The organism is Mycobacterium sp. 1245499.0 (genome assembly GCF_001673615.1).
Taxonomy (GTDB): Bacteria; Actinomycetota; Actinomycetes; order Mycobacteriales; family Mycobacteriaceae; genus Mycobacterium; species Mycobacterium europaeum_A.
This window is the reverse complement of record NZ_LZMG01000191.1, coordinates 33799-53541: the sequence shown is the minus strand read 5'-3', so window position 1 is coordinate 53541 and position 19743 is coordinate 33799. Positions and strand designations below refer to the sequence as shown.

Here is a 19743-nt window from a genome sequence, read left to right as displayed (position 1 = left end):
GTGCTCGTCGCGGGGGAACGTGCCAGGCGTCGCAGTGCGACGGAAAGCGTCCGAGCCATTGGGCTACGTTGCTATCTATACTATGATAGCTATTTTCCGCTCGGTTCCACCCGCCGTGGACTTCGCGGGCACTCGCTTTTGGTCCGCGTGAACGGCCTTATCGGTTGTCTCAGGAGGAGCGCTGATGACGCTCAGCACTGGCCCGAACGGTCAGCCCGTCGCACCTGCATTGGATTTCACCGGCGAAACCAGCCCCTATCCCTTCTTTGAGCACATGCGCCACACCGACCCGGTATGGCACGGTTCCCTGGGCGATAACAGCCAGCTGCCAGAAGAGCTGCGGCCCAACGACGAATGGGTCCTGTTCGGTTACGACGGTGTCTCGCAAGCTTTTCGCGACGACCGCGTCTTCACCTCGGCCGCGTACGACAAGACGATCGGGCTGGTGATGGGACACACCATCCTGGCGATGGGCGGCAGGGAACACCACGACCACCGCAACCTGGTGGCCAAAGCGTTCCGCGCGACGGCGCTGGAGCGCTGGGAGCCGAAGGTCATCGGGCCGGTCTGCGACCAACTCGTCGACGAAATCAAGAACGACGGTCACGCCGATCTGGTGAAGGCGGTGACCTTCGAATTTCCCACCAGAATCATCTCGACGCTGCTCGGGCTGCCCGCCGAGGATCTCGACCTGTTCCGGCGTCTGTCCCTCGACCTGATCTCGATCCCCACCGACATCGTGGCGGGATTGAACGCCGCCACCGAGCTCTACGACTACTTCCTCAAACAAGTCGAACAGCGCCGGCGCAAGCTGACCGATGACATCATCGGCGACCTGGTTGCCGCCGAGATCGACGGGGAAAAGCTCACCGACGAGGCCATCATCGCCTTCTTGCGGTTGTTGTTGCCGGCCGGCTTGGAGACCACCTATCGCTCGTCGGGCAATCTGTTGTACCTGTTACTCACCCATCCCGAACAGCTGGCCATGGTGTATCAGGATCGGTCGCTGATACCGATGGCGATCGAGGAAGGCCTGCGGTACGAGACGCCCCTGACCATGGTCATGCGCACCACGACCGAAGAGGTCGAAATCGGCGGCAAGACAATCCCGGCCGAGGCGCAGATCGACATGTGTATGGGTTCGGCCAATCGCGACGAGAGCCGCTGGACCGATCCGAACACCTTCGACATTCGCCGGCCGCGCCAGTCCCACATCGCCTTCGCCGGCGGTATCCACATGTGCCTCGGCATGCACCTGGCCCGGCTGGAAACGCGCGTCATGCTGAACAGCCTGTTCGACCGCGTCGAACGGCTGGCGTTCGTGCCCGACGACGGAACCGGCGAGGAATCCAGGATCGTCGGGCTCACCTTCCGGTCGCCGAACAAGCTTCCGGTCACGTTCGCCCCCGCCACATGAGAAGCCGCGCGGCGATCCTGCACGACGTCGGCGGGCCGTGGTCCGTCGAGGAATTCGAGCTCGATCCCCCCAAGGCCGGCGAGGTCCTGGTACAGATGGCAGCCGCCGGCCTGTGCCATTCCGACGACCACATCCTCAAGGGCGACATGTCGGCGCCCAATGAGGTGATGCGATCCATGGGGCTGCCGACCATGTTCCCGACGATCGGCGGTCACGAGGGATCTGGCATCGTGCGTGAGGTCGGCCCCGGCGTCACCGACTTCGCGCCGGGTGATCACGTGGTGATGTCGTTCGTCGCCGTGTGCGGCCAATGCCGTTGGTGCGCCAGCGGAATCGAATACCTCTGCGATGTCGGCATCGGCACCATGATCCCGGGGATGCCGACCGACGGCACCTTCCGCCACCACACCGCCGACGGCCGCAGCCTCGGCCACATCGCCAAGATCGGCGCATTCGCCGAACACACTGTGGTGTCGACGAATTCACTGGTGAAGATCGAGCAACACCTGCCGCTGACGTCGAGCGCGCTGCTGTCCTGTGCCATCCCAACCGGTTACGGCTCCGTCGCCAACCGGTCGAACATGCGCGCCGGGGACACCGTCGCGGTGATCGGTGTCGGCGGGATCGGGACGGGCGCGATCCAGGGCGCCCGGATCAACGGCGCCGCCCAGATCGTGGCCGTCGACCCGGTGGACTTCAAGCAGAAATCGGCGCTGCAGTTCGGCGCCACGCACACCGCGGCGACGATCGACGAGGCGCTGGACCTGGTGCGCGGTCTGACCTACGGAGTGATGGCCGACGCGGTGGTGGTCTCGCCGTCGCTGATCACTCCGGCAGACGTACGCGACGCGGTGAAGCTCACCCGCAAGGGGGGCACCTGCGTGCTCACCGGCATGACCTCGCAGTTGACCCGGTCGGTCAAGATCGACCTGCAGGACTTCATCCTGATGAACAAGACGTTGGCGGGCACCATATTCGGCTCGTGCAACCCCAAGGCGGACATCTCCAGGCTGGCCAAACTTTATGAGACGGGCCAGCTCCAGCTCGACGAGATGATCACCAAGCGCTATCGCCTCGACGAGGTCAACGACGCCTACGACGATTTGCTCAACGGCAGAATCGTGCGGGGCATCATCGATTTCGGGATCTGCTGAACCACGCCGGCTATATCTTGATCGCGGGAATCAGCCTGCTGAGATTCCAGAGCCGGTCTCTGCGCGCCGACAGGCACGAGATCGCCAGTGCGACAGCCGTTATCCCGGCCAGCACCGTGATCGCCTGCCATAGCCGGGCGTCGACACCACCGAGTATCAGCTGCCGGAGTCCGTTGACGCCGTAGGTCATCGGGTCGAAGCGGTGCAGGACCTGGAACGGCCGCGAAGTGGTCTCCACGGGGTACAAGCCGCCCGCGCTGACGAGCTGCAACATGAGCAGGGCCATGATCAGCACCCGGCCCACCGCCGGACCAACCAGCGCATTGATGGCTTGCGTGGCGGCCACGAACGCGGCGGAAATCAGCATCATGAACCCCAGCATGGCCGCCGGGTGCACCGCGTGCACACCGAGAGCGAACCGGACCACGCAGTAGAGAATGGCGGCCTGGAATACCGCGATCGCGGCGGCGGGCAGGTAGCTGGCGAGCACCACGCGGATCGCGAGCACCTCCGCGGCGATCGCGCGAGTCTGCAAGGGCCGCAGCACCATCCACAGCACCAAGGCGCCGAAGAACAGCGCGAGCGTCAGGAAGAACGGAGCCATCCCGGTGCCGAAGTTGGGCGCGGCGTTCTCATGTGAAGCCTCGAGTTGCACCGGACCGCCGATGGTGTCGGCGACCGCATCCTTTTGCTGGCTTGTCCAGTTGGGTACCTGCTTGGCCCCCTCGGCGAGTTTGGTCGCCAGCTCGGCCGATCCCGTTTTGAGCTGGCGCGCGCCGTCGTCGAGCTTGCCGATGCCGCCGGCCAATTCGGCGTTACCGGTAGCGACTTGCTGGGCCCCGTCGCGCAGTTGGGTGAGCTTGTTCGTCAACTCCTGTCCCTTACCGCCGACCTGGTCGAGAGCCGACGCGAGCGGACTGCCCGGGTTGCGCAATCCCGATGTCATGGCGATCGCCGCGTTCTGCGCATCGGTGAGCTGCTGGCGGATCTGGGGCGTGAACTGGTGGCCCCGCAGCTGATCCTGGATGCCGCGCAGGTTGTTCGCCAGCGGATCCTGTCGGGCGGCGAGCTGATCGATCACCGATGACAGCGAGCTCGCGGCGGCGTCCTGCGCCGCGGCGATGGTGCCGAGCTGATCGTTGGCCTGCGCAAGCGCGGTGGCACCCTGTTGCAATTGCTGCGTGCTGCCACCGATTTGGGACACCGCCTTGGTCACCGCGAGCAGCGGGTCGGTGGCCTGGTTGATTCCGTCTGACAGTTGCTTGGCACCGGCGGCAAGCGTCGCCGAGCCGGACCGCGCGCTGTCCAGGCCGGCCACCAGCTGACCGGCACCGTCATCGAGTCGGGCCGCCCCGTCCGCGGCCTGCTTGATACCCGATCCCGACGAAACCACCACCGACAACATCTGATTGACGGCCTGACCCGAGATCCGGCTGGATACGGCGTTGAGTACCTGGCCGATGGCGGTACGGCCGATACTCGTCGAGATGTAGTTGTTGGCGTCGTTGTAGACGGCGATCAGGTTGGCCTTCTTCGGTTGCCCGGTCACCGGCGACGCGATCGCCGCGCTGAAGTCCGGCGGCAGCTCGACCATGAAGTAGTACTTACCGTGGTCGACTCCGTTGCGCGCCTCGGCTAAGTCCACGACGTGCCAGTCCAGGCCGCCGTCCGCGGTCAGGCTCTTGGCGATCTCCGCGCCGGCGTTGAACTGCTGCCCGGACACGACGGCGCCACGGTCGGAGTTGACCAGCGCCACCGGCATCTTGTTGGTGTGGCCGAACGGATCCCAGAACGCCCAGAGGTACAGCGCCCCGTACACCAGCGGTAACAGCATCAGTACGACGATGGCCACGCGCGTCAATCGGCTACGGCCGAAGCGTTTGATCTCTGAGCCAAAGGCGAGTCCAGCCAGCATCTTTCAGCCCTCTCCGGTCAGGATGCGGTGATCGTGTAGTTCGTGGTCGGGTGCGTCCGTGCCGAGCGGGTTGGTCACCCCGACGACGACGGTGCGCTGTCTCGCGATCACGCCGAGCCGGTCGGCGGCGATCGTTCGCCGGGAATTGTCCCGAACCTGTTCGAGGTCGCCGACCACCAGGATCGGACGGTTCGACAGCAACGCCAGCGTGATTCGCAGCAAGAACAGTTCGAGGTCTGACAGTTCGACGATGTAGGTGTCGTTCGACGGCGGGGCCATCTCGCCGAAGACCTCGGTGAGCTCGGCCGGACCCGATTGCAGCGGCACCGATGAATACCACGGCGCCAGCCACCGGCGCTGCTCGGCGAGCACTGTCCCCACGGTCACCGAATCCTCCAGGTCATCGATGTCATCGAAGGCCGCGATGGAGCACTGCCGGCGAATCGCGCGCGGGGTTGTCTCGCCGAGGACGGTGAGCGTGCCGTGGCTCGGCTTGAAACGCCCCGCGAGTGTCAGCAGCAGGGTGGTCTGCCCGTGCCCGCCGGGCATCTGGATCGCGTGAAAACCCGGCGTCAGGGTCAGGTCGACCCCCGAGAACAACGGCCCGTGCTCACCGTCGACCCCCAATCCGGTGGCGGTGATGACCGGTGCGATGTCGTCCGGTTCGTCCTTGGCATCCATGGTGTGGCTTTCCCTAATACCCTTTAAACCGGAATCGATTCCAGTAGTGCGGTGATCAATTGCGCGAGCAGATCGGGGTTGATGGTTCCCGGACGCAACACCTCTTCCATCGCGACCCCCAGGTTGATCGTGACGACGAGCTGGGCTACGTCGGTCAGTCGCCGGTCGCCCGGCACGGCGTCGGTCGATTCGACGATGTGCAGTGCCTGGTCGGCCGCGGCGCGGCGGCGCCCGATCAGGCGTTCCCGTAACTGTGGATCGCGCTGGGCGCGCAACCAGTACTCGACGAGCAGTACGTAGTAGTCGGAATGTTCGCGGACCGAGTCGAGCACCGATCGGCTCACCTCTCGCGCGGCCGCGGCGCGGTCGCCGTCGCTGCGGCCCAGCGCAATCGCGATCTGCTCGCCGCGCAGCTCGAACTCGCGGTCGAGCAGGGCCAGGAACAGCTCGTCCTTGGATTCGAAATTCGAATACACCGCACCCTTGGTGAAGCCCGCGGCTTGGCCGATGGCGTCGATGGTGGCACCGGCGAACCCTTCGGCGGCGAAAACCTTCGACGCCGCGTCCAGGATCCGGTCGCGAACCTCGCCCCGGGTGGGGCGGCTGCGAAGCGGCTTGACAGGTGACATGTGCAGCAGCATACCGTTCGGTATCGGTTAGATACTACGGAGTATCGAAGATCACCCCGACGGAGCCGTCAGCCGAGCCTGAACGCGGTGCGCTCCCACAGTTCGGCGGCCAATCGCGGGTCCTCTGCCAGACGGCTGGTGTTGGCGACCTTGCGCTTGGCGTAGTACGCGCCGGGTGTCCACTCAGAACCGGGCGTGCTCGACGCCAGCCGCACCAACTGGTCGGCGCCCTGGTCCGGGGTCGAGATGAACAGCACCGCCGGGGTGTACCGCTGCATGAAGACCAGGAATCGCGAACCCGACGCGACACCGATGTTGGAGTTGACGTTGCCGGGATGCACGCTCGCGACGGAAAGTCCGCCGGCATGGTAGCGCCGGTGTAATTCCTTGGTGAACAACATGATTGCCAACTTCGACAACGCGTAGGCGGCGGCCGGCCGACGGCTGGCGGTGTTCTCGAGGTCGTCGACGGTGGCCCGGAAAATCAGCTTGTGCGACGAGCTGGTGGTGTTGACGATCGTGGCGTGCGACTGCAGCAGCACATCCAGCAATTGGGTGGTCAGCAGGAACGGCGCCAGGTAGTTGACCTGATAGGTGCGTTCGTAACCGTCGGCGGTCAGCTCGATCTTGCTGGCCATCCTGCCCGCATTGTTGAGCAACACGTCGATGCGCGGGTATTGCGAACGAATCTTTTCCGCCAGCGCCCGCACCTGGGACAGGTCGGCGTAATCGACGACGAAGTAGTCCGCGTCCAATTCGGCGGCCACCGCGGCGGTCTTGGTTGGGGAGCGGCCCACCACGACGATCTGGTCGCCGGTGCGGCTGAGGCGACGGGCCGCGGCTGCGCCGATGCCGTCGCTGGCGCCGGTGATGACAATCGTCCTGCGCGTCATTGCGAGACCTCCACACCGGAGTGTATCGAGGACCCCGACGCAACGGTGCGCCCGCGCTCAGGTCAGCGAGTAGCGCACCGGAAGGTGTTTGAGGCCGCCCACGAAGGTGGTGGCGACCAATTCCGGATCACCGGTCAGTTCAATGGATTCCAGGCGGGGCAGCAACTCGGAGAAGAAACTGTTGACCTCCATGCGGGCCAGCGCCGCACCCATGCAGAAGTGCACACCGTAACCGAAGGCAAGGTGCTTGTTGGGGTCGCGACCGACGTCGAAGCGGAACGGATCGCTGAAGACGTCCTCGTCACGATTGGCCGAAACATAGGACAGCAGCACCGAATCGCCCGCGGCGATGGGCACTCCCCGCACGGTGGTGTCTTTGGCGGCGGTCCGCATGAATTCCTTGACCGGTGTCACCCAGCGGATCATCTCCTCGGTGGCCAGCGGCATCAGGTCCAGGTTGTCGCGCAGGCGCCGGCATTGATCGGGGTTCTCGATAAGGGCGTGCAGCCCACCGGAAATGGTCGCGCTGGTGGTGTCGTGGCCCGCGGTGGCCACGATCAGGTAGTAGGACACCGTGTCGATGTCCGACAACGGTTCGCCGTCGACCCGGGCATTCGCGATCGCCGACGCCAGGTCCTCGGTCGGGTGCTCACGACGAGACGCCGTCACCCCGTTGAAGTACTGGAACATGTCGAACAGCGCCGGCAGCTGATCCTCGTTGGTGCTCCCGCGTTTGAATTCGGAGTCGTCACTGCCGAACAACTCCTGGGTCAGCTTGAGCATCCGCGGGAAATCGGCCTCGGGCAGCCCCAGCAGCGACATGATGACGTAGAGCGGGTAGTTGACCGCGACCTCCTGCACGAAGTCGCATTCTGGGCCGACCGCCATCATCTTGTCGACATAGGTCTTGGCCAGTTCGTCCACCCGAACCTTCAACGCCCGCATCGCCTTTGGGCGAAACCAGTCGGAGCCGATCGCGCGCACCACCCGGTGCTGCGGGTCGTCCAGGTGAATCAGCGTCCGCACCCCGGCGGCCGCCTGCATCTCGTCACCTTCGGCGGTGGTCAGCACCGGCCGGGGCCAGTTGGTGAAGAGCATGTTTTCGCGTTCGATATCCATGATGTCGGCGTGTTTGGTGATCGCCCAGAACGGCCGGTAATTCGGGACCTCTACCCACGACACCGGGGCGTTGGCGCGCAAGTGCGTCAGCGCGGCATGCAGCCGCCGCTCGTCGGTGTACGCCAACGGGTCCGCCAAGAGCTTCGCGGCCTCGTCCATCGTCGTTGCACTCACTGGTGAGACTCCTCGATTTGGGACGCCTGGTCGACCTCCCGACGAGCGGCGTCAGACATGCGGGTAACTTTACAGTAAGCAATCCAGTATGTGACCCTGCAACGTGGCGATCGCAAGCGCGGCGTAGCCGGGCGCGGCGGGTCGCCACCATAGGACCGGTGGCGATCGCAAGCGCGGCGTAGCCGGGCGCGGCGGGTCGCCACCAAAGGACTGGTCGCGCGACGAATCTCCGTGAGGTAGGACATAGGAATGGCGAAAGCCCAGGATTGGGGAGAAACGCTCAAGGATCTCGAGCGGCGCCGCCGGCAGGCGTGGGACATGGGCGGGCCGGAGCGGCTGGACAAGCATCGCGGCAAGGGCAAGCTCGACGCCCGTGCGCGCATCGACTACCTGCTCGACCCGGGCACGTTCCGCGAGCTGGGCACCCTGGTCGGCGGCGAGATCGCGGCCGACGGCCTGGTTGTCGGCTCCGGGGAGATCAACGGCTCACCGGTGATGCTGGGGGCCGAGGACTTCACCACCATGGCGGGCAGCATCGGCCCCGGTGGCAACTCGAAGCGCTACCGCATCGCCGAACTGGCGGTCCGGGACAAGATTCCGCTGGTGATGCTGCTCGAGGGGGCCGGCTTCCGGCCCACCGGCGGCCATTACGGCCGGACCCCCACCGACCTGCTGGCCCAGGCGCAATGCTCGGGCCGAGTCCCGACCGTCGCCGCCGTACTCGGCCCCTCGGCCGGGCACGGCGCACTGGTGGCGCCGGTCTGCGACTTCCGGATCATGAGCAGGCAGGGAGCGATCTTTACCGCCGGACCGCCTGTCGTCAAAGAGTCCACCGGAGAAGAGATTTCGAAGGAGGACCTCGGTGGACCGACCGTCGCCCTGCCGAGCGGCGTGATCCACAATGTCGCCGAGGACGACGAGGCCGTCCTCGACGACGTCCGCCGCTATCTGTCCTACTTCCCGCCGAGCGCATGGTCCTATCCGCCGCCGCTGCCCGCCGACGAGGCCGCCGAGCCGCGGCAGACGCCGGAGTTGCTCGACATCGTGTCTCGGGACAACCGCCGCGTCTACGACATGCGCGCCGTACTCGACGTCATCTTCGACAGCCCAGACTGGTTCGAGGTGCAGCCGCAGTACGGCAAGGCGATCATCTGCGGGCTGGCCCACCTCGGCGGTCACCCGGTTGCGGTGGTGGCCAACCAGCCTCAGGTGCTGGCGGGCTCCATCGACGCCGACGCCGCCGACAAGGCCGCGCACTTCATCATGGTGGCCGACTCGTTCCACCTGCCCATCGTCTTCCTCGCCGACAATCCCGGCATGCTGCCCGGCAGCCGCTCCGAGCGCAGCGGCGTGCTGCGTGCCGGCGCACGGATGTTCGCCGCGCAGACGGCCGCCACCACGTTGAAGCTGCATCTGACGCTGCGCAAGGCGTACGGGTTCGGGTCGATGGTCATGTCGCTGTTGGGCTTCGACCATCAGGTCGCGACCTTCGCCTATCCCGGGGCGACGATGGGCGCCATGAGCGCCGCGGCGCTCAGCCGCGCGTCACACGCCGGCGAGGACCTCTCGGCCAAGCTGCGCAACGCCGAGCTGGAGGCGTCCTTCCGGTCGGCCGAACACATGGGCTTCGACGAACTCATCGATCCCCGGGAGACGCGCGACGCGTTGCTCGCGTCCTTGAAGCGCGGCCTGTCCAGCAGGCAGGCCGCCGCCGAACCGGTCACCCGGACCGTCATCATGCCGTGATTTTTTCTGCACGCGCTACTTAGCGGCGCGGTAGGCCGCGACGATCGGCTCGAGCTCGTCGGGGGTGGCGCCGTGCATGATGAGCGCGTCGGCCCCGTAGTCGAATTCCTTACGGATGCGATCCACACACTGCTGCGCGGACCCGGTGGCCGAGGGCTCCAGCCATTCCTCGGGGATCAGCGTCGCGATGTGCTCGATCTGCTCGGCGGTGCCCTTGTGATCGATCCCGCCCGCGATCGAGGTGACCACCGGGTCGTCGCGAAACCGTTGCAGCACAGCGGGATCCCAGTTGTTGGTCTGCACCAGCAGATCGCCGTAGCCCTGCAGGTAGGTGGCCAGCCGCGCCACGGTCTTCTTCAGCCGCAGTTCTTCGGGCAGATGGTCACCGACGGTGGCGAAGCACGACCACACCCGCACGCTGTCCGGGTCACGGCCGGCCTTCTCGGCGGCCGACTTCACGATTTTGACGCTGCGCTGCAAGGTCTCCGGGGTGAAATAGGTGTGCAGTACGACGTCGTCAAACACGCGCCCCCCGAGCGCGAGGGTGTTGGGACCGAAGGCCACCAGCGCCAGTCGAATATCCTCGTTGAAGTCGGGATCGAGAAACAGGATGGGGTACTTGCCCATCGGGCCGTCGTGATTAAAGATCAGTTCGCCATGCCACAGCCGCCGCATGACCTGGGCCCAGTCCTCCATCTGCGCCGTCGTCACCGCCGGGATGCCGAAGGCCCCGTAGATCGCGGCGATGCCTCGGCCGACGCCCAGGGTGAACCGGCCGCCCGACAGGCGATGCATCGTGGTCGCCCACGACCCGGTGATCAGCGGATGACGGGTGTTGTGATTGGTTGCGGCGGTGGCGATCTGCATCCGGTTGGTCACCGCGCAGGCCGCCCCGACCAGAGACGACGCCTCCTTGACATTCCACCGCTCTGAGATGAAGGCGGTGCCGAAGCCGAGTTCCTCGCCGCGGCGGGCCTCGTCCATCAACGTCGCCGGGCCCTCACCGCCCGCCCCGGCCAACAGGTAGAACCCCAATTCATCAAGCGTCCGGTCAGTCAATTCCAAACCCCTTGCTGGTAGCCGCCGTTCCAAACCTCGGTTATCTTGCCATCGACGACGCGGAACACCTCGATGCTGGCGATATTGGTCTCGGTGCCGTCCTTGGTGGTGATCGTCGAGTCGTAGACGATCGCCACGTGCTCGCCGTCGTCGCCCTCGATGACGATGTTGAGGTCGAAGTGCAGCGAATCGGCCAGCTCCCACATGTCCACCACCCGCTGCACCGCTTCGGCGTGGGTCAGCGTGCGCGCACCACCGACCTCGTGTCGAATCACCGTGTCGCCCAACAATTCCTCGGCCAGCTCGATGTTGCGTTCGTTCCACACGACGAGGTTGTAGAGCTCGACCACGGTTCGCGCGGTCCAAGTGGGTGCCATCAGTCGGGCACCGAGTCGTCCGCTTTCAGCGCGGCCACCTCGCCCAGGAATCGGTCGGTGATGCGCTGCACCCGTCGCGAGAAGATGTGCCCGACGTGGCTGCCGTCGTACCAGTACAGTTGGCCGCACCAGCGCTCCTGCAATGCGTCGGTGGGCTCGCGCATCGCCATCCGGTCGTGCCACGCCCCGACGATGAGCCGGCGCTGCGGCGGCGGGGACGGAATGACCGCCAAGGGATCGATCACCGAGGTCAGCTTCGTGACCGCCGGCGATTCCAGCAGCTCGCGGAATCCCTCGCGCGATGAGCCCCACCGTTGCAGGTGCCGCGCGATCATGGCGTTGAGCCCCAGGATGGGCGTGTAGAGCGCGACCGCGTCGGTCTGCTTTTCCAGGTGGGAGACCAGCGCGGCCACCGGGCTTCCCATCGAAATCCCCGCCACCACAACGGCCGTGGCCTGCGGCCGCACCCAGCGCACGACGGCGCGCACCTCGGAAACCACGCGCATCATTCCCGCCACGTTGCCCAGCGGATCCATGTCGGGATAGGTCGGCCATTGGCGTCGCCGGCAACCGTGGCCCGGCTGCACCGGCATCGCGACGTTGTACCCCAGCTTGTGATGTATGCGTCCGATCCGGGACAGCAGCAGGTCCTCGGTGCCACCCTGGCCCGCGCCGTGCACCCACACCAGCCACGGCCTGGGCCCGTCGTGGTGCCGGCACAGGTGCACCACCGCCCGCGCCGGGCCGCCCAAACCCTCGGCCGCCAGCGTGGCCGGCAAGGCGGGGTCGTGCTCGAAAGCCATCCGCTCGTAGCCAAGGCCGGCGATGCTGCGCCTGCGAATCGACGTCGGCCGCAACGGGTTCGGTTCGGCGTGCGCCCGGTCGATGCCCAACGAGGAGAGCTCCTCGGCCGCCGCGGTACATCCATCCAACGGCCGCATCGGTGCAGGGCTAGCGCCCAGCAGCGAAAAGCCGCTCAGCACAAGTTCATCGAGCATCGCCTCGCCGAACTGACGCGCACCGCGCGGCGAGAGCGGGGACCAACCGGTCGACTCGCGCAGGCCGGCCACCGTGCGCGGCATCAGCATGCCCAATTCGCGGGCCACATCTCTGGCCAGGCTCAGCCCGCTCAACGCCGTCGCCATGTCGCTCACCTTCGCCAGCTAGACCAGTTTGAACCCGATGTATCCGCCGGCGGCGATTTCGTCGCAGCGGCGCCGGTATTCGGGTATCCCGCCGGTATAACCCATGTACATCCGTTTCTTGCCGGGCACGTTGCCACCGTTGTACCAGGAGTTGCACGACGGATGAACCAGCACGGTCGGCGCAACGAGCGCGGTGGCGTGGTCGATCCATTCCTGCTGGGCGCTGCTGAGCGCCTCGATGGTGCGGATGTCGTTGGCGCGCAGATACGCGATGCAGTCACCGATCCACTCCACGTGCTGTTCGAGGGCGGCGACGAAGTTGGTCGCGGCGCTCGGGCTGCCGGGCCCCTGAACCGTGAACAGGTTCGGGAAGCCGGCGACCGCGAGGCCGAGATACGACAGCGGCCCCTCGGTGGCCCAGAACTCGCCCAGCGACATTCCCCCGCGACCGCGCACATCGATGCGGCTGAGCGCACCGGTCATGGCGTCAAAGCCGGTGGCGTACACGATGACATCGAGTTCGTGCACCCGGTCCTCGGTGCGGATTCCGGTCGGTGTCACCTCGCGGATCGGCGACTTCCGCAGATCGACCAGGCTGACGTTGTCCCGGTTGAACGTCTCGTAGTAACCCTGGTCGATGATCGGCCGCTTACAGGCAAAGGGGTGTACCGGCACCAACGAGGCGGCCGTGTCGGGATCTTTGACGATCCGGGCCACCGCCTCGCCGTACAGCCTGGCGGCCATCCGGTTGGCTTCGATGTCGAAGAAGATGTCACCCCAGTTCAGCGCCCCCATCACGCCGTTCTCCTCGATGGCGCGCACTTGTTCTTCGCGGGTCGCCGACTTCAGCGGCGGCCGGCCGAGCATCTCCAGCAGCACGGAGAAGGCGCTCAACCGCGCCGCCCCGATCGGGTGGGCGCGTTGGGCCGCCCGGATGTCGGCGTAGCGGGCCTTCATGTCGTCCAGTTCGCCCGGTTCGAACCGATGTACCCGCCAGGGCAGGGTGTAGGCGGGCGAGCGCTGAAACACCGACAGGTGCAACGCTTCTTGGGCTACCACGGGGATGAGCTGAACGCCTGTCGAACCGGTGCCGATGACACCGACCCGCTGGCCGGTGAGGTCCACGCCGCCCTCCGGCCAGCGGCTGGTGAACAGGGAGGTCCCGGCGAAGGTATCCATTCCGGGGATGTCGGGTTCCAGCGGCACCGACAGAATTCCGGAGGCGGCGACGACGAACGGGACCCGGAAGGTTTCGCCGGTCTCGGTGCGCACCTGCCACCGGCCGGCTTCTTCCTCGAACGTCATCGCGACGACCTTGGCGCCGAACTGGATGTCGCGGCGAAGGTCGAGCCGGTCGGCCACGAAGTTCAGATAGGCCTCGATCTCGGGCTGGGCCGGCATCGACTCCGTCCATACCCACTCCTGCTGAATCTCTTCGGAGAAGCTGTAGGAGTATTCGATGCTCTCGATATCGCAGCGCGCGCCCGGGTACCGGTTGAAAAGCCAGGTTCCGCCCACCTTTTCGGCCATCTCCAGCACGCGCGTGCGCAGCTCGAGTTGCCGCAGCCGGTGCAGCATGTACAGCCCGGAGAAACCGGCGCCGATGACGAGCACGTCGAACGAGGTATCAGCTTTTGCCATCGTCACCGCCGGTGATCTTCAGGATGGTTCGGGTGAGGTGCAGCGACTTGATCTGCCAACGACCGTCCCGCTTCTGGTAGGTCTCGTGGTAGTGGCCGGCGCCGTACAACTCGCGGCCGTCACCGAAGATCAGCAGGTCCTCCATCGCCCAGATGCCGGCCGCGGTGGTCGCGGAGGTGAGCGTGATCTCGGGGGTGTGACAGTGATGTTTGGTGGCGACTCCCCCGAGCCCGCCCATCACCATCGGCGCAAAGTTCTGCACGCCTTCGATCGGTGGCGCGGTCTGCGGGTCGGCACCGGCGGTGGACACCGCCATATCGAGGGTCACCACGACATCGGTGGTGAACACGTCGCGCCAGGACTCGAGGTCTTTGGTGTCCAGGAAGCGGCAGTAGCGCGCCTTCAGTTGTCGGATGGCTTCCAGCTCGTCAGCCGCTGTCGTCATTTCACTCCTTGCCGTGCGCCGGCCGGACTGCTGAAATCTATACTGTAATGGATTTAGTATCAACGATGGCGAGAGGCGCTGGTGTGAAAGTCCCGTTCACCTGGAAGGTCACCGGCTGGTTCATGGTCGGCTGGTCCCCGGAGTTTCCCGTCGGCGAGGTGCGGCCGCTGCAGTATTTCGGCGAGGACCTGGTGGCCTACCGCGACGAGCAGGGCGAGCTGCACGTCCTGGAAGCGCACTGCAAGCACTTGGGCGCCCACCTCGGCCACGGCGGCAAGGTCGTCGGCGACTGCGTCGAGTGCCCCTTCCACGGCTGGCGCTGGGGCCCGGACGGCTGCAACAAATACATCCCCTACCAGCCCGACCGGCCCAACCGCGGGCTACGGCTGAAGGTGTATCCCGTCCGCGAGCAGTACGACTGCGTCTTCGTCTGGCACCATCCGGACGGCAAGGAGCCGCAGTGGGAGATGCCGGACATCTTTCACAAGTTCCCGCAATTCGAGACGGACCCCGCGGCCTATTACCGCGCATACCCGGAGTTCTCCCGGCGTGCGGAGCGCGAACCGGTGCACCCGCAGATCGTGGCCGAAAATGCGCCCGACAGTGCGCATTTCGAGTACGTGCACCACGCCACCGTGACGCCCAGGGTGCTGGAGTGGAGGATCGTCGACCAGGAATGGCAGTTCATCGCCGGCTGGCCCGACGCGCGCAGCGACAACCCGGACGACCTCGCATTGCGGTTCCACAGCCACCTGTTCGGACTCGGCGGCGCGATCAGCGTCTTCGAGGGCGCCCAGAATCATCGGCTGATCTTCACCTGCACGCCGGTCGACGACGAATGCTCCGACCTGTTCTACTCGATCTGGTGGCCGCGACTGCCCGGAGACACCGCGGACGTCCCCGAGGGCAAACTGCGGGAGGTCATCGAGAAGCAGTTCCTGTCCACCGTGTTCGACGATTTGCAGATCTGGCGCTACCAGAAGTACGTCGAACACCCCGCGCTGTCGAAGACGGACGCGAAAGGCTATATGGCGCTGCGGAAGTGGGCGACCCAGTTCTACGACGTCGCGCCGGTGGGCGCCCCCGCATGACGGATCGGCTGGCCGAACTGATCGCGCCCGCGCACACCGCGATCGTCACCCAGGAGTGCCAGGGCGCGGTGATGGGTCCCGACGCCGGGCTGGCGATGCTCGCCGAGGAAGCCCGCCGCGAAGCGCTGCCCAACATCGCGCGCCTGCTGCCGGCAGCCCGGGCGGCCGGGGTGCGCATCGTGCACTGCCTCGTGCAGCGCCGGTCCGACGGGCTCGGCTCCAACCACAACGCAAAGATCTTCGCGATGGGCGGCGGGAACCGGGTGGACATCACGCCCGGCACGCCGGGTGCGGAACTGCTGCCCGAATTGGGGCCGGAGCCTTCGGATTTGGTGTTGCGCCGCTGGCACGGCGTGGGCCCGATGGGTGGCACGGACCTGGACGCGGTGCTGCGCAATCTCGGGGTGTCGACCATTGTCGTGGTGGGCGTCTCACTGAACATCGCCATCCCCAACCTCGTCATGGACGCCGTCAACGCCGCCTACCGGGTGGTCGTCCCCCGCGATGCGGTCGCCGGCATACCCGCCGACTATGGTGCAGCGATGATCGCCAACACGCTGTCGCTGCTGGCCACCATCACAGGTACCGAGGACCTGCTGCGGGCCTGGGACGAAGGAACGCGATGACCGATACCGCGCCGGAAGTTCGTGGCGGATTTCCCGACGTCAGACCCGTCGAGAACGCCCCTGCGGAACTGGGCCCGTTCGTCGCCGCGCTGCGCCGGCTGCAGGACCTGACGGTGTCCACCAGGCCTGATCCCGAGTTGTGGGCCGCCGCGGCCGCGCACCTGGAGAACGCCTGCGCGCTGCTCGACGGCCACCAGGTCCCGGAGACCGAGGCGGTGGCCGGCCGGGTGCTGACGCTGCCCGGGCTGGCCCATCCCCTGATGCCGCCCTGGCTGGTGACCGAATCCGGTCCCGAGGGCGTGACGATGGCCGGTCACTTCACCACCTCGCACATCGGCGGGAACCGGGCCGTGCACGGCGGCATGATCCCGCTGTTCTACGACTGGCTGTTCGGCATGGTGGTGACCACCGCGGACATCCGCCCGACGCGCACCGCCTTCCTGCACGTCGACTACCGCAACATCACCCCGATCGACCAGCCACTGACGGCCCGGGGCCGCATCACCGACATCGAGGGCAGGAAGGTTTTCATTGACGCTACTATGATAGCCGCCGATGGAACCTTGCTCAGCGAAGCCAACGGCCTGATGGTCCGACTGCTCCCCCACCAGCCGTGAGAGGCACGATGTCCGACACCACAACAACATTCACGGTCCCGGCCGTCGCGAAGGCCGTTGCCGCCGCGATCCCCGATCGCGAGCTGATCATCCAGGGCGATCGGCGCTACACCTATGCGCAGGTGATCGAACGCTCCACCCGGCTGGCCGCGTACCTGCATTCGCAGGGGTTGGGCTGCCACACCGAGCGCTCCGCGCTCGGCGGTCATGAAGTGGGCCAGGATCTGCTGGGCCTCTACGCCTACAACGGCAACGAATTCGTCGAGGCGTTGCTGGGCAGCTTCGAGGCGCGCGTCGCCCCGTTCAACGTCAACTTCCGCTATGTGAAGAGCGAGCTGCAATACCTGCTGGCGGACGCCGGCGCGACCGCGCTGCTCTACCACGCCGCGTTCGCACCGCGAGTCGCCGAGATCTTGCCCGAGCTGCCACAGCTGCGCGTGCTGATCCAGATCGCCGACGACTCGGGTAACGAGTTGCTCGAGGGCGCGGTCGATTACGAGGCCGCGCTGGCGTCGGTGTCCCCGGAGCCGCCGCCCGTGCAGCACTCCGCCGACGACCTGTACGTCCTGTACACCGGTGGCACGACGGGAATGCCGAAGGGCGTGTTGTGGCGCCAGCACGACATCTTCATGACGTCCTTCGGCGGACGGAACCTGATGACCGGCGAGCCGTCGAGCTCCGTCGACGAGATCGTCGAACGCGCCGCCTCCGGGCCGGGCACCAAGCTGATGATCCTGCCCCCGCTGATCCACGGTGCGGCCCAGTGGAGTGTGATGACCGCGATCACCACGGGCCAGTCCGTCGTGTTTCCCACGGTCGTCGACCATCTAGACGCCGAGGACGTGGTGCGCACCATCGAGCGGGAGAAGGTCATGGTGGTCACGGTGGTCGGTGACGCGATGGCGCGCCCCCTGGTCGCCGCCATCGAGAAGGGGATCGCCGATGTGTCGTCGCTGGCGGTCGTCGCCAACGGCGGCGCCCTGCTGACCCCGTACGTCAAGAAACGCTTGATCGAGACGCTGCCGAACGCCGTCGTGGTCGACGGTGTCGGATCGTCGGAGACCGGGGCGCAGATGCACCACATGTCGACGTCCGGGGCGGTGGCGACGGGGACCTTCAACGCCGGGCCGGACACTTTCGTTGCCGCCGAGGACCTTTCGGCGATCCTGGCACCCGGGCACGACGGGATGGGCTGGCTGGCGCAGCGGGGCTACGTTCCACTCGGCTACAAGGGCGATGCGGCCAAGACGGCCAAGACCTTCCCGGTGATCGACGGCGTGCGCTACGCCGTCCCCGGCGACCGCGCGCGCCACGGCGCCGACGGCTCCATCGAGTTGCTCGGCCGCGATTCGGTGACCATCAACTCCGGCGGCGAGAAGATCTTCGTCGAGGAGGTCGAAACGGCCATCGCGTCACATCCCGCCGTCGCCGACGTGGTGGTCGCCGGCCGGCCCAGCGAACGGTGGGGCCAGGAGGTCGTCGCCGTGGTGGCGCTGGCTGAAGGTGCCAGCGCCGAAGCGGCGGAACTGGTGGCCCACGCCGCGCAGACGCTGGCGCGCTACAAGCTCCCCAAAGCGATCGTGTTCCGCGCGGCCATCGAGCGGAGCCCGTCCGGCAAGGCCGACTACCGGTGGGCGCGCGAGCAGGCGGTCAATGGCTGACCGGCAGCGCCGGTAGCCGCTGAGGAGGGCGCAGGCCATGTCATTGCTGCAGAAGGACGAGACGCTGACGGCCTCGGCCCAGGTGCGCGCGTCGGCCGACCAGGTTTACGCCGTGATCGCCGACGTCACCAGGATCCCCGAGTGGAGTCCCGAGACGCGACGCGCAACGTGGCTGTCGCCCAACCGTTTTCGCGCTTGGAACCGCCGACGGCTCGGCCGGTGGCGGACGGATGCCGAAGTCGTCGACGCGTGGCCCGGACACAAGTTTTCGTTCGTGGTGCAGGCCATGGGCGGCGACTGGACGCAATGGACATACCTGATCGAACCCGGTACCACTGCGGGTACCGCGCGCCTCACCGAAACCTTCCGGATGTGCGTGCCGTTGCCGCTCGGCGCTGTGGTTTTCGAGCGCCTGTTCCTGTTCGTCCGGGATCGTCGTAGCGATCTGCAAAAGAACCTCGAGACGTCCGTGGGTCGGATCAAAGCGATTGTGGAGGCAGGGAACTCATGAAGTACCAAGGCCGTGTCGCCGTGGTGACGGGTGCCGGCTCGGGCATCGGCCGCGCCTTGACGCGGGCACTGACCGAAGAAGGCGCGCACGTCGCGGCGTCCGACATCGATCCGAATGGCCTGGCCGAAACCCAGGCCGGGTGTCCGCCCGGGCAGGTCACGCCGTATCGGGTCGACGTCGCCGACCGGGATGCGGTGCTGGGCTTCGCCGACGAGGTGCACCGGCAACACGGGCCCGCCTCGCTGGTGTTCAACAACGCCGGAGTCGACCTGTTCGCCGGCGTGGCGGACATGTCCTGGAAGGACTTCGATTGGCTGATGGGCATCAACGTCGGCGGCGTCGTCAACGGCACCAAAGCCTTTCTGCCGCAACTGATCGAGGCAGGCTCCCCCCGGAGCCCCTCCCGACTGGTGAACCTGTCCAGCGCGTTCGGTCTCATCGCGATTCCCTACCAGGGCGCTTACAGCACTTCAAAGTTCGCGGTGCGTGGCTTCACCGAGGCGCTGCGCCAGGAGATGATCATGGAAGGCCGTCCGGTGACCGTGCACTGCGTGCATCCCGGCGTGGTGCGGACCAACTTCGGCGCGAACATGCGCACCTCGGATACCGAGGATCCCGATCTCGCGGCCAAGCTCTTCGACCGGACGGCGCTGACCTCGCCCGCCAAGGCCGCTCGGCTCATTCTGCGTGGCGCGGAGAAGAATCGGGCCCGGATCCTCATCGGCCCCGACGGGCGGGCGATGGCGGCGATGCCGCGGCTGCTCGGCGTGCGCTACGCGGACCTGCTGGCCCGCGCCGCGAGGCTGACCAGCCCGGGATCCGCACGCGCCGACCGCTAGACC

19 protein-coding genes are annotated in these 19743 nt (G+C 66.5%); 9 read left to right on the top strand and 10 right to left on the bottom strand.

Annotation, left to right across the window (positions count from 1 at the left end; all coding sequences use genetic code 11):
* The first annotated feature begins 184 nt into the window (after positions 1–184).
* Together A5646_RS11090 and A5646_RS11085 are read left to right on the top strand one after the other, a co-directional pair.
* Positions 185–1417: a cytochrome P450 gene (locus A5646_RS11090; protein ID WP_067021705.1), complete on the top strand. Its 1233-nt coding sequence runs from the start codon at positions 185–187 to the stop codon at positions 1415–1417.
* The gene (locus tag A5646_RS11085; RefSeq protein ID WP_066866597.1) at positions 1414–2571 is read left to right on the top strand and encodes a Zn-dependent alcohol dehydrogenase; all 1158 of its coding nucleotides are present in this window, start codon (positions 1414–1416) and stop codon (positions 2569–2571) included. Before A5646_RS11090 ends, A5646_RS11085 begins: the two co-directional genes overlap by 4 nt.
* 10 nt (positions 2572–2581) lie before the next feature.
* Here the strand turns inward: A5646_RS11085 and A5646_RS11080 are convergent, their stop codons facing one another.
* Genes A5646_RS11080 through A5646_RS11060 form a run of 5 tightly spaced genes read right to left on the bottom strand, consistent with a single transcriptional unit; the run spans position 2582 to position 7967 of the window.
* Positions 2582–4486 carry a YhgE/Pip domain-containing protein gene (locus A5646_RS11080; protein WP_066866595.1) on the bottom strand — a complete coding sequence of 635 codons (1905 nt, stop codon included), beginning with the start codon at positions 4484–4486 and terminating at the stop codon, positions 2582–2584.
* Between the two features lie 3 nt (positions 4487–4489).
* On the bottom strand, positions 4490–5167 hold the full coding sequence (locus A5646_RS11075) for a hypothetical protein (protein WP_066866593.1): 678 nt from the start codon (positions 5165–5167) through the stop codon (positions 4490–4492).
* A 23-nt stretch (positions 5168–5190) separates the two neighbouring features.
* On the bottom strand, positions 5191–5808 hold the full coding sequence (locus A5646_RS11070) for a TetR/AcrR family transcriptional regulator (protein WP_067021703.1): 618 nt from the start codon (positions 5806–5808) through the stop codon (positions 5191–5193).
* A 56-nt stretch (positions 5809–5864) separates the two neighbouring features.
* Positions 5865–6689 carry an SDR family NAD(P)-dependent oxidoreductase gene (locus tag A5646_RS11065; protein WP_067021701.1) on the bottom strand — a complete coding sequence of 275 codons (825 nt, stop codon included), beginning with the start codon at positions 6687–6689 and terminating at the stop codon, positions 5865–5867.
* Positions 6690–6746: 57 nt separating this feature from the next.
* Positions 6747–7967: a cytochrome P450 gene (locus tag A5646_RS11060; protein ID WP_066866589.1), complete on the bottom strand. Its 1221-nt coding sequence runs from the start codon at positions 7965–7967 to the stop codon at positions 6747–6749.
* Between the two features lie 264 nt (positions 7968–8231).
* On the opposite strand from A5646_RS11060, the gene A5646_RS11055 reads away from it, so the two are divergent.
* On the top strand, positions 8232–9728 hold the full coding sequence (locus A5646_RS11055) for an acyl-CoA carboxylase subunit beta (protein WP_066866588.1): 1497 nt from the start codon (positions 8232–8234) through the stop codon (positions 9726–9728).
* A 15-nt stretch (positions 9729–9743) separates the two neighbouring features.
* Here A5646_RS11055 and A5646_RS11050 read toward each other — a convergent pair whose 3' ends face one another.
* From A5646_RS11050 to A5646_RS11030, 5 genes are read right to left on the bottom strand one after another with little or no spacing between them, the layout of a single operon-like run.
* On the bottom strand, positions 9744–10787 hold the full coding sequence (locus tag A5646_RS11050) for a TIGR03857 family LLM class F420-dependent oxidoreductase (protein ID WP_066866587.1): 1044 nt from the start codon (positions 10785–10787) through the stop codon (positions 9744–9746).
* Positions 10784–11164, bottom strand: a complete 381-nt coding sequence (locus A5646_RS11045) for a nuclear transport factor 2 family protein (protein ID WP_066866585.1) — start codon at positions 11162–11164, stop codon at positions 10784–10786. The genes A5646_RS11050 and A5646_RS11045 overlap by 4 nt, the downstream gene beginning before the upstream one ends.
* Complete coding sequence (locus A5646_RS11040) at positions 11164–12309, bottom strand: PHB depolymerase family esterase (RefSeq protein ID WP_067021699.1); 1146 nt, start codon at positions 12307–12309, stop codon at positions 11164–11166. The genes A5646_RS11045 and A5646_RS11040 overlap by 1 nt, the downstream gene beginning before the upstream one ends.
* 18 nt (positions 12310–12327) lie before the next feature.
* Positions 12328–13950 (bottom strand): NAD(P)/FAD-dependent oxidoreductase, encoded by a 1623-nt coding sequence (locus tag A5646_RS11035; RefSeq protein ID WP_067021697.1) that lies wholly within the window; start codon positions 13948–13950, stop codon positions 12328–12330.
* Positions 13937–14395: a nuclear transport factor 2 family protein gene (locus tag A5646_RS11030; protein WP_066881920.1), complete on the bottom strand. Its 459-nt coding sequence runs from the start codon at positions 14393–14395 to the stop codon at positions 13937–13939. The genes A5646_RS11035 and A5646_RS11030 overlap by 14 nt, the downstream gene beginning before the upstream one ends.
* 83 nt (positions 14396–14478) lie before the next feature.
* Between A5646_RS11030 and A5646_RS11025 the strand changes: the two genes are divergently transcribed.
* Genes A5646_RS11025 through A5646_RS11000 form a run of 6 tightly spaced genes read left to right on the top strand, consistent with a single transcriptional unit; the run spans position 14479 to position 19740 of the window.
* Positions 14479–15486: a Rieske 2Fe-2S domain-containing protein gene (locus A5646_RS11025; protein WP_067021694.1), complete on the top strand. Its 1008-nt coding sequence runs from the start codon at positions 14479–14481 to the stop codon at positions 15484–15486.
* Entirely contained in the window at positions 15483–16112 is a 630-nt protein-coding gene (locus A5646_RS11020; protein ID WP_067021692.1) for a cysteine hydrolase, read from the top strand. Before A5646_RS11025 ends, A5646_RS11020 begins: the two co-directional genes overlap by 4 nt.
* Positions 16109–16729, top strand: coding sequence for a PaaI family thioesterase (locus A5646_RS11015; protein ID WP_066881926.1), 621 nt, complete (start codon positions 16109–16111; stop codon positions 16727–16729). Before A5646_RS11020 ends, A5646_RS11015 begins: the two co-directional genes overlap by 4 nt.
* An 8-nt stretch (positions 16730–16737) precedes the next feature.
* Complete coding sequence (locus tag A5646_RS11010) at positions 16738–18390, top strand: acyl-CoA synthetase (protein WP_067021689.1); 1653 nt, start codon at positions 16738–16740, stop codon at positions 18388–18390.
* A gap of 37 nt (positions 18391–18427) precedes the next feature.
* Positions 18428–18901, top strand: coding sequence for an SRPBCC family protein (locus tag A5646_RS11005; protein ID WP_067021686.1), 474 nt, complete (start codon positions 18428–18430; stop codon positions 18899–18901).
* Complete coding sequence (locus tag A5646_RS11000; RefSeq protein WP_067021684.1) at positions 18898–19740, top strand: SDR family oxidoreductase; 843 nt, start codon at positions 18898–18900, stop codon at positions 19738–19740. Before A5646_RS11005 ends, A5646_RS11000 begins: the two co-directional genes overlap by 4 nt.
* The last annotated feature ends 3 nt before the right edge of the window (positions 19741–19743 follow it).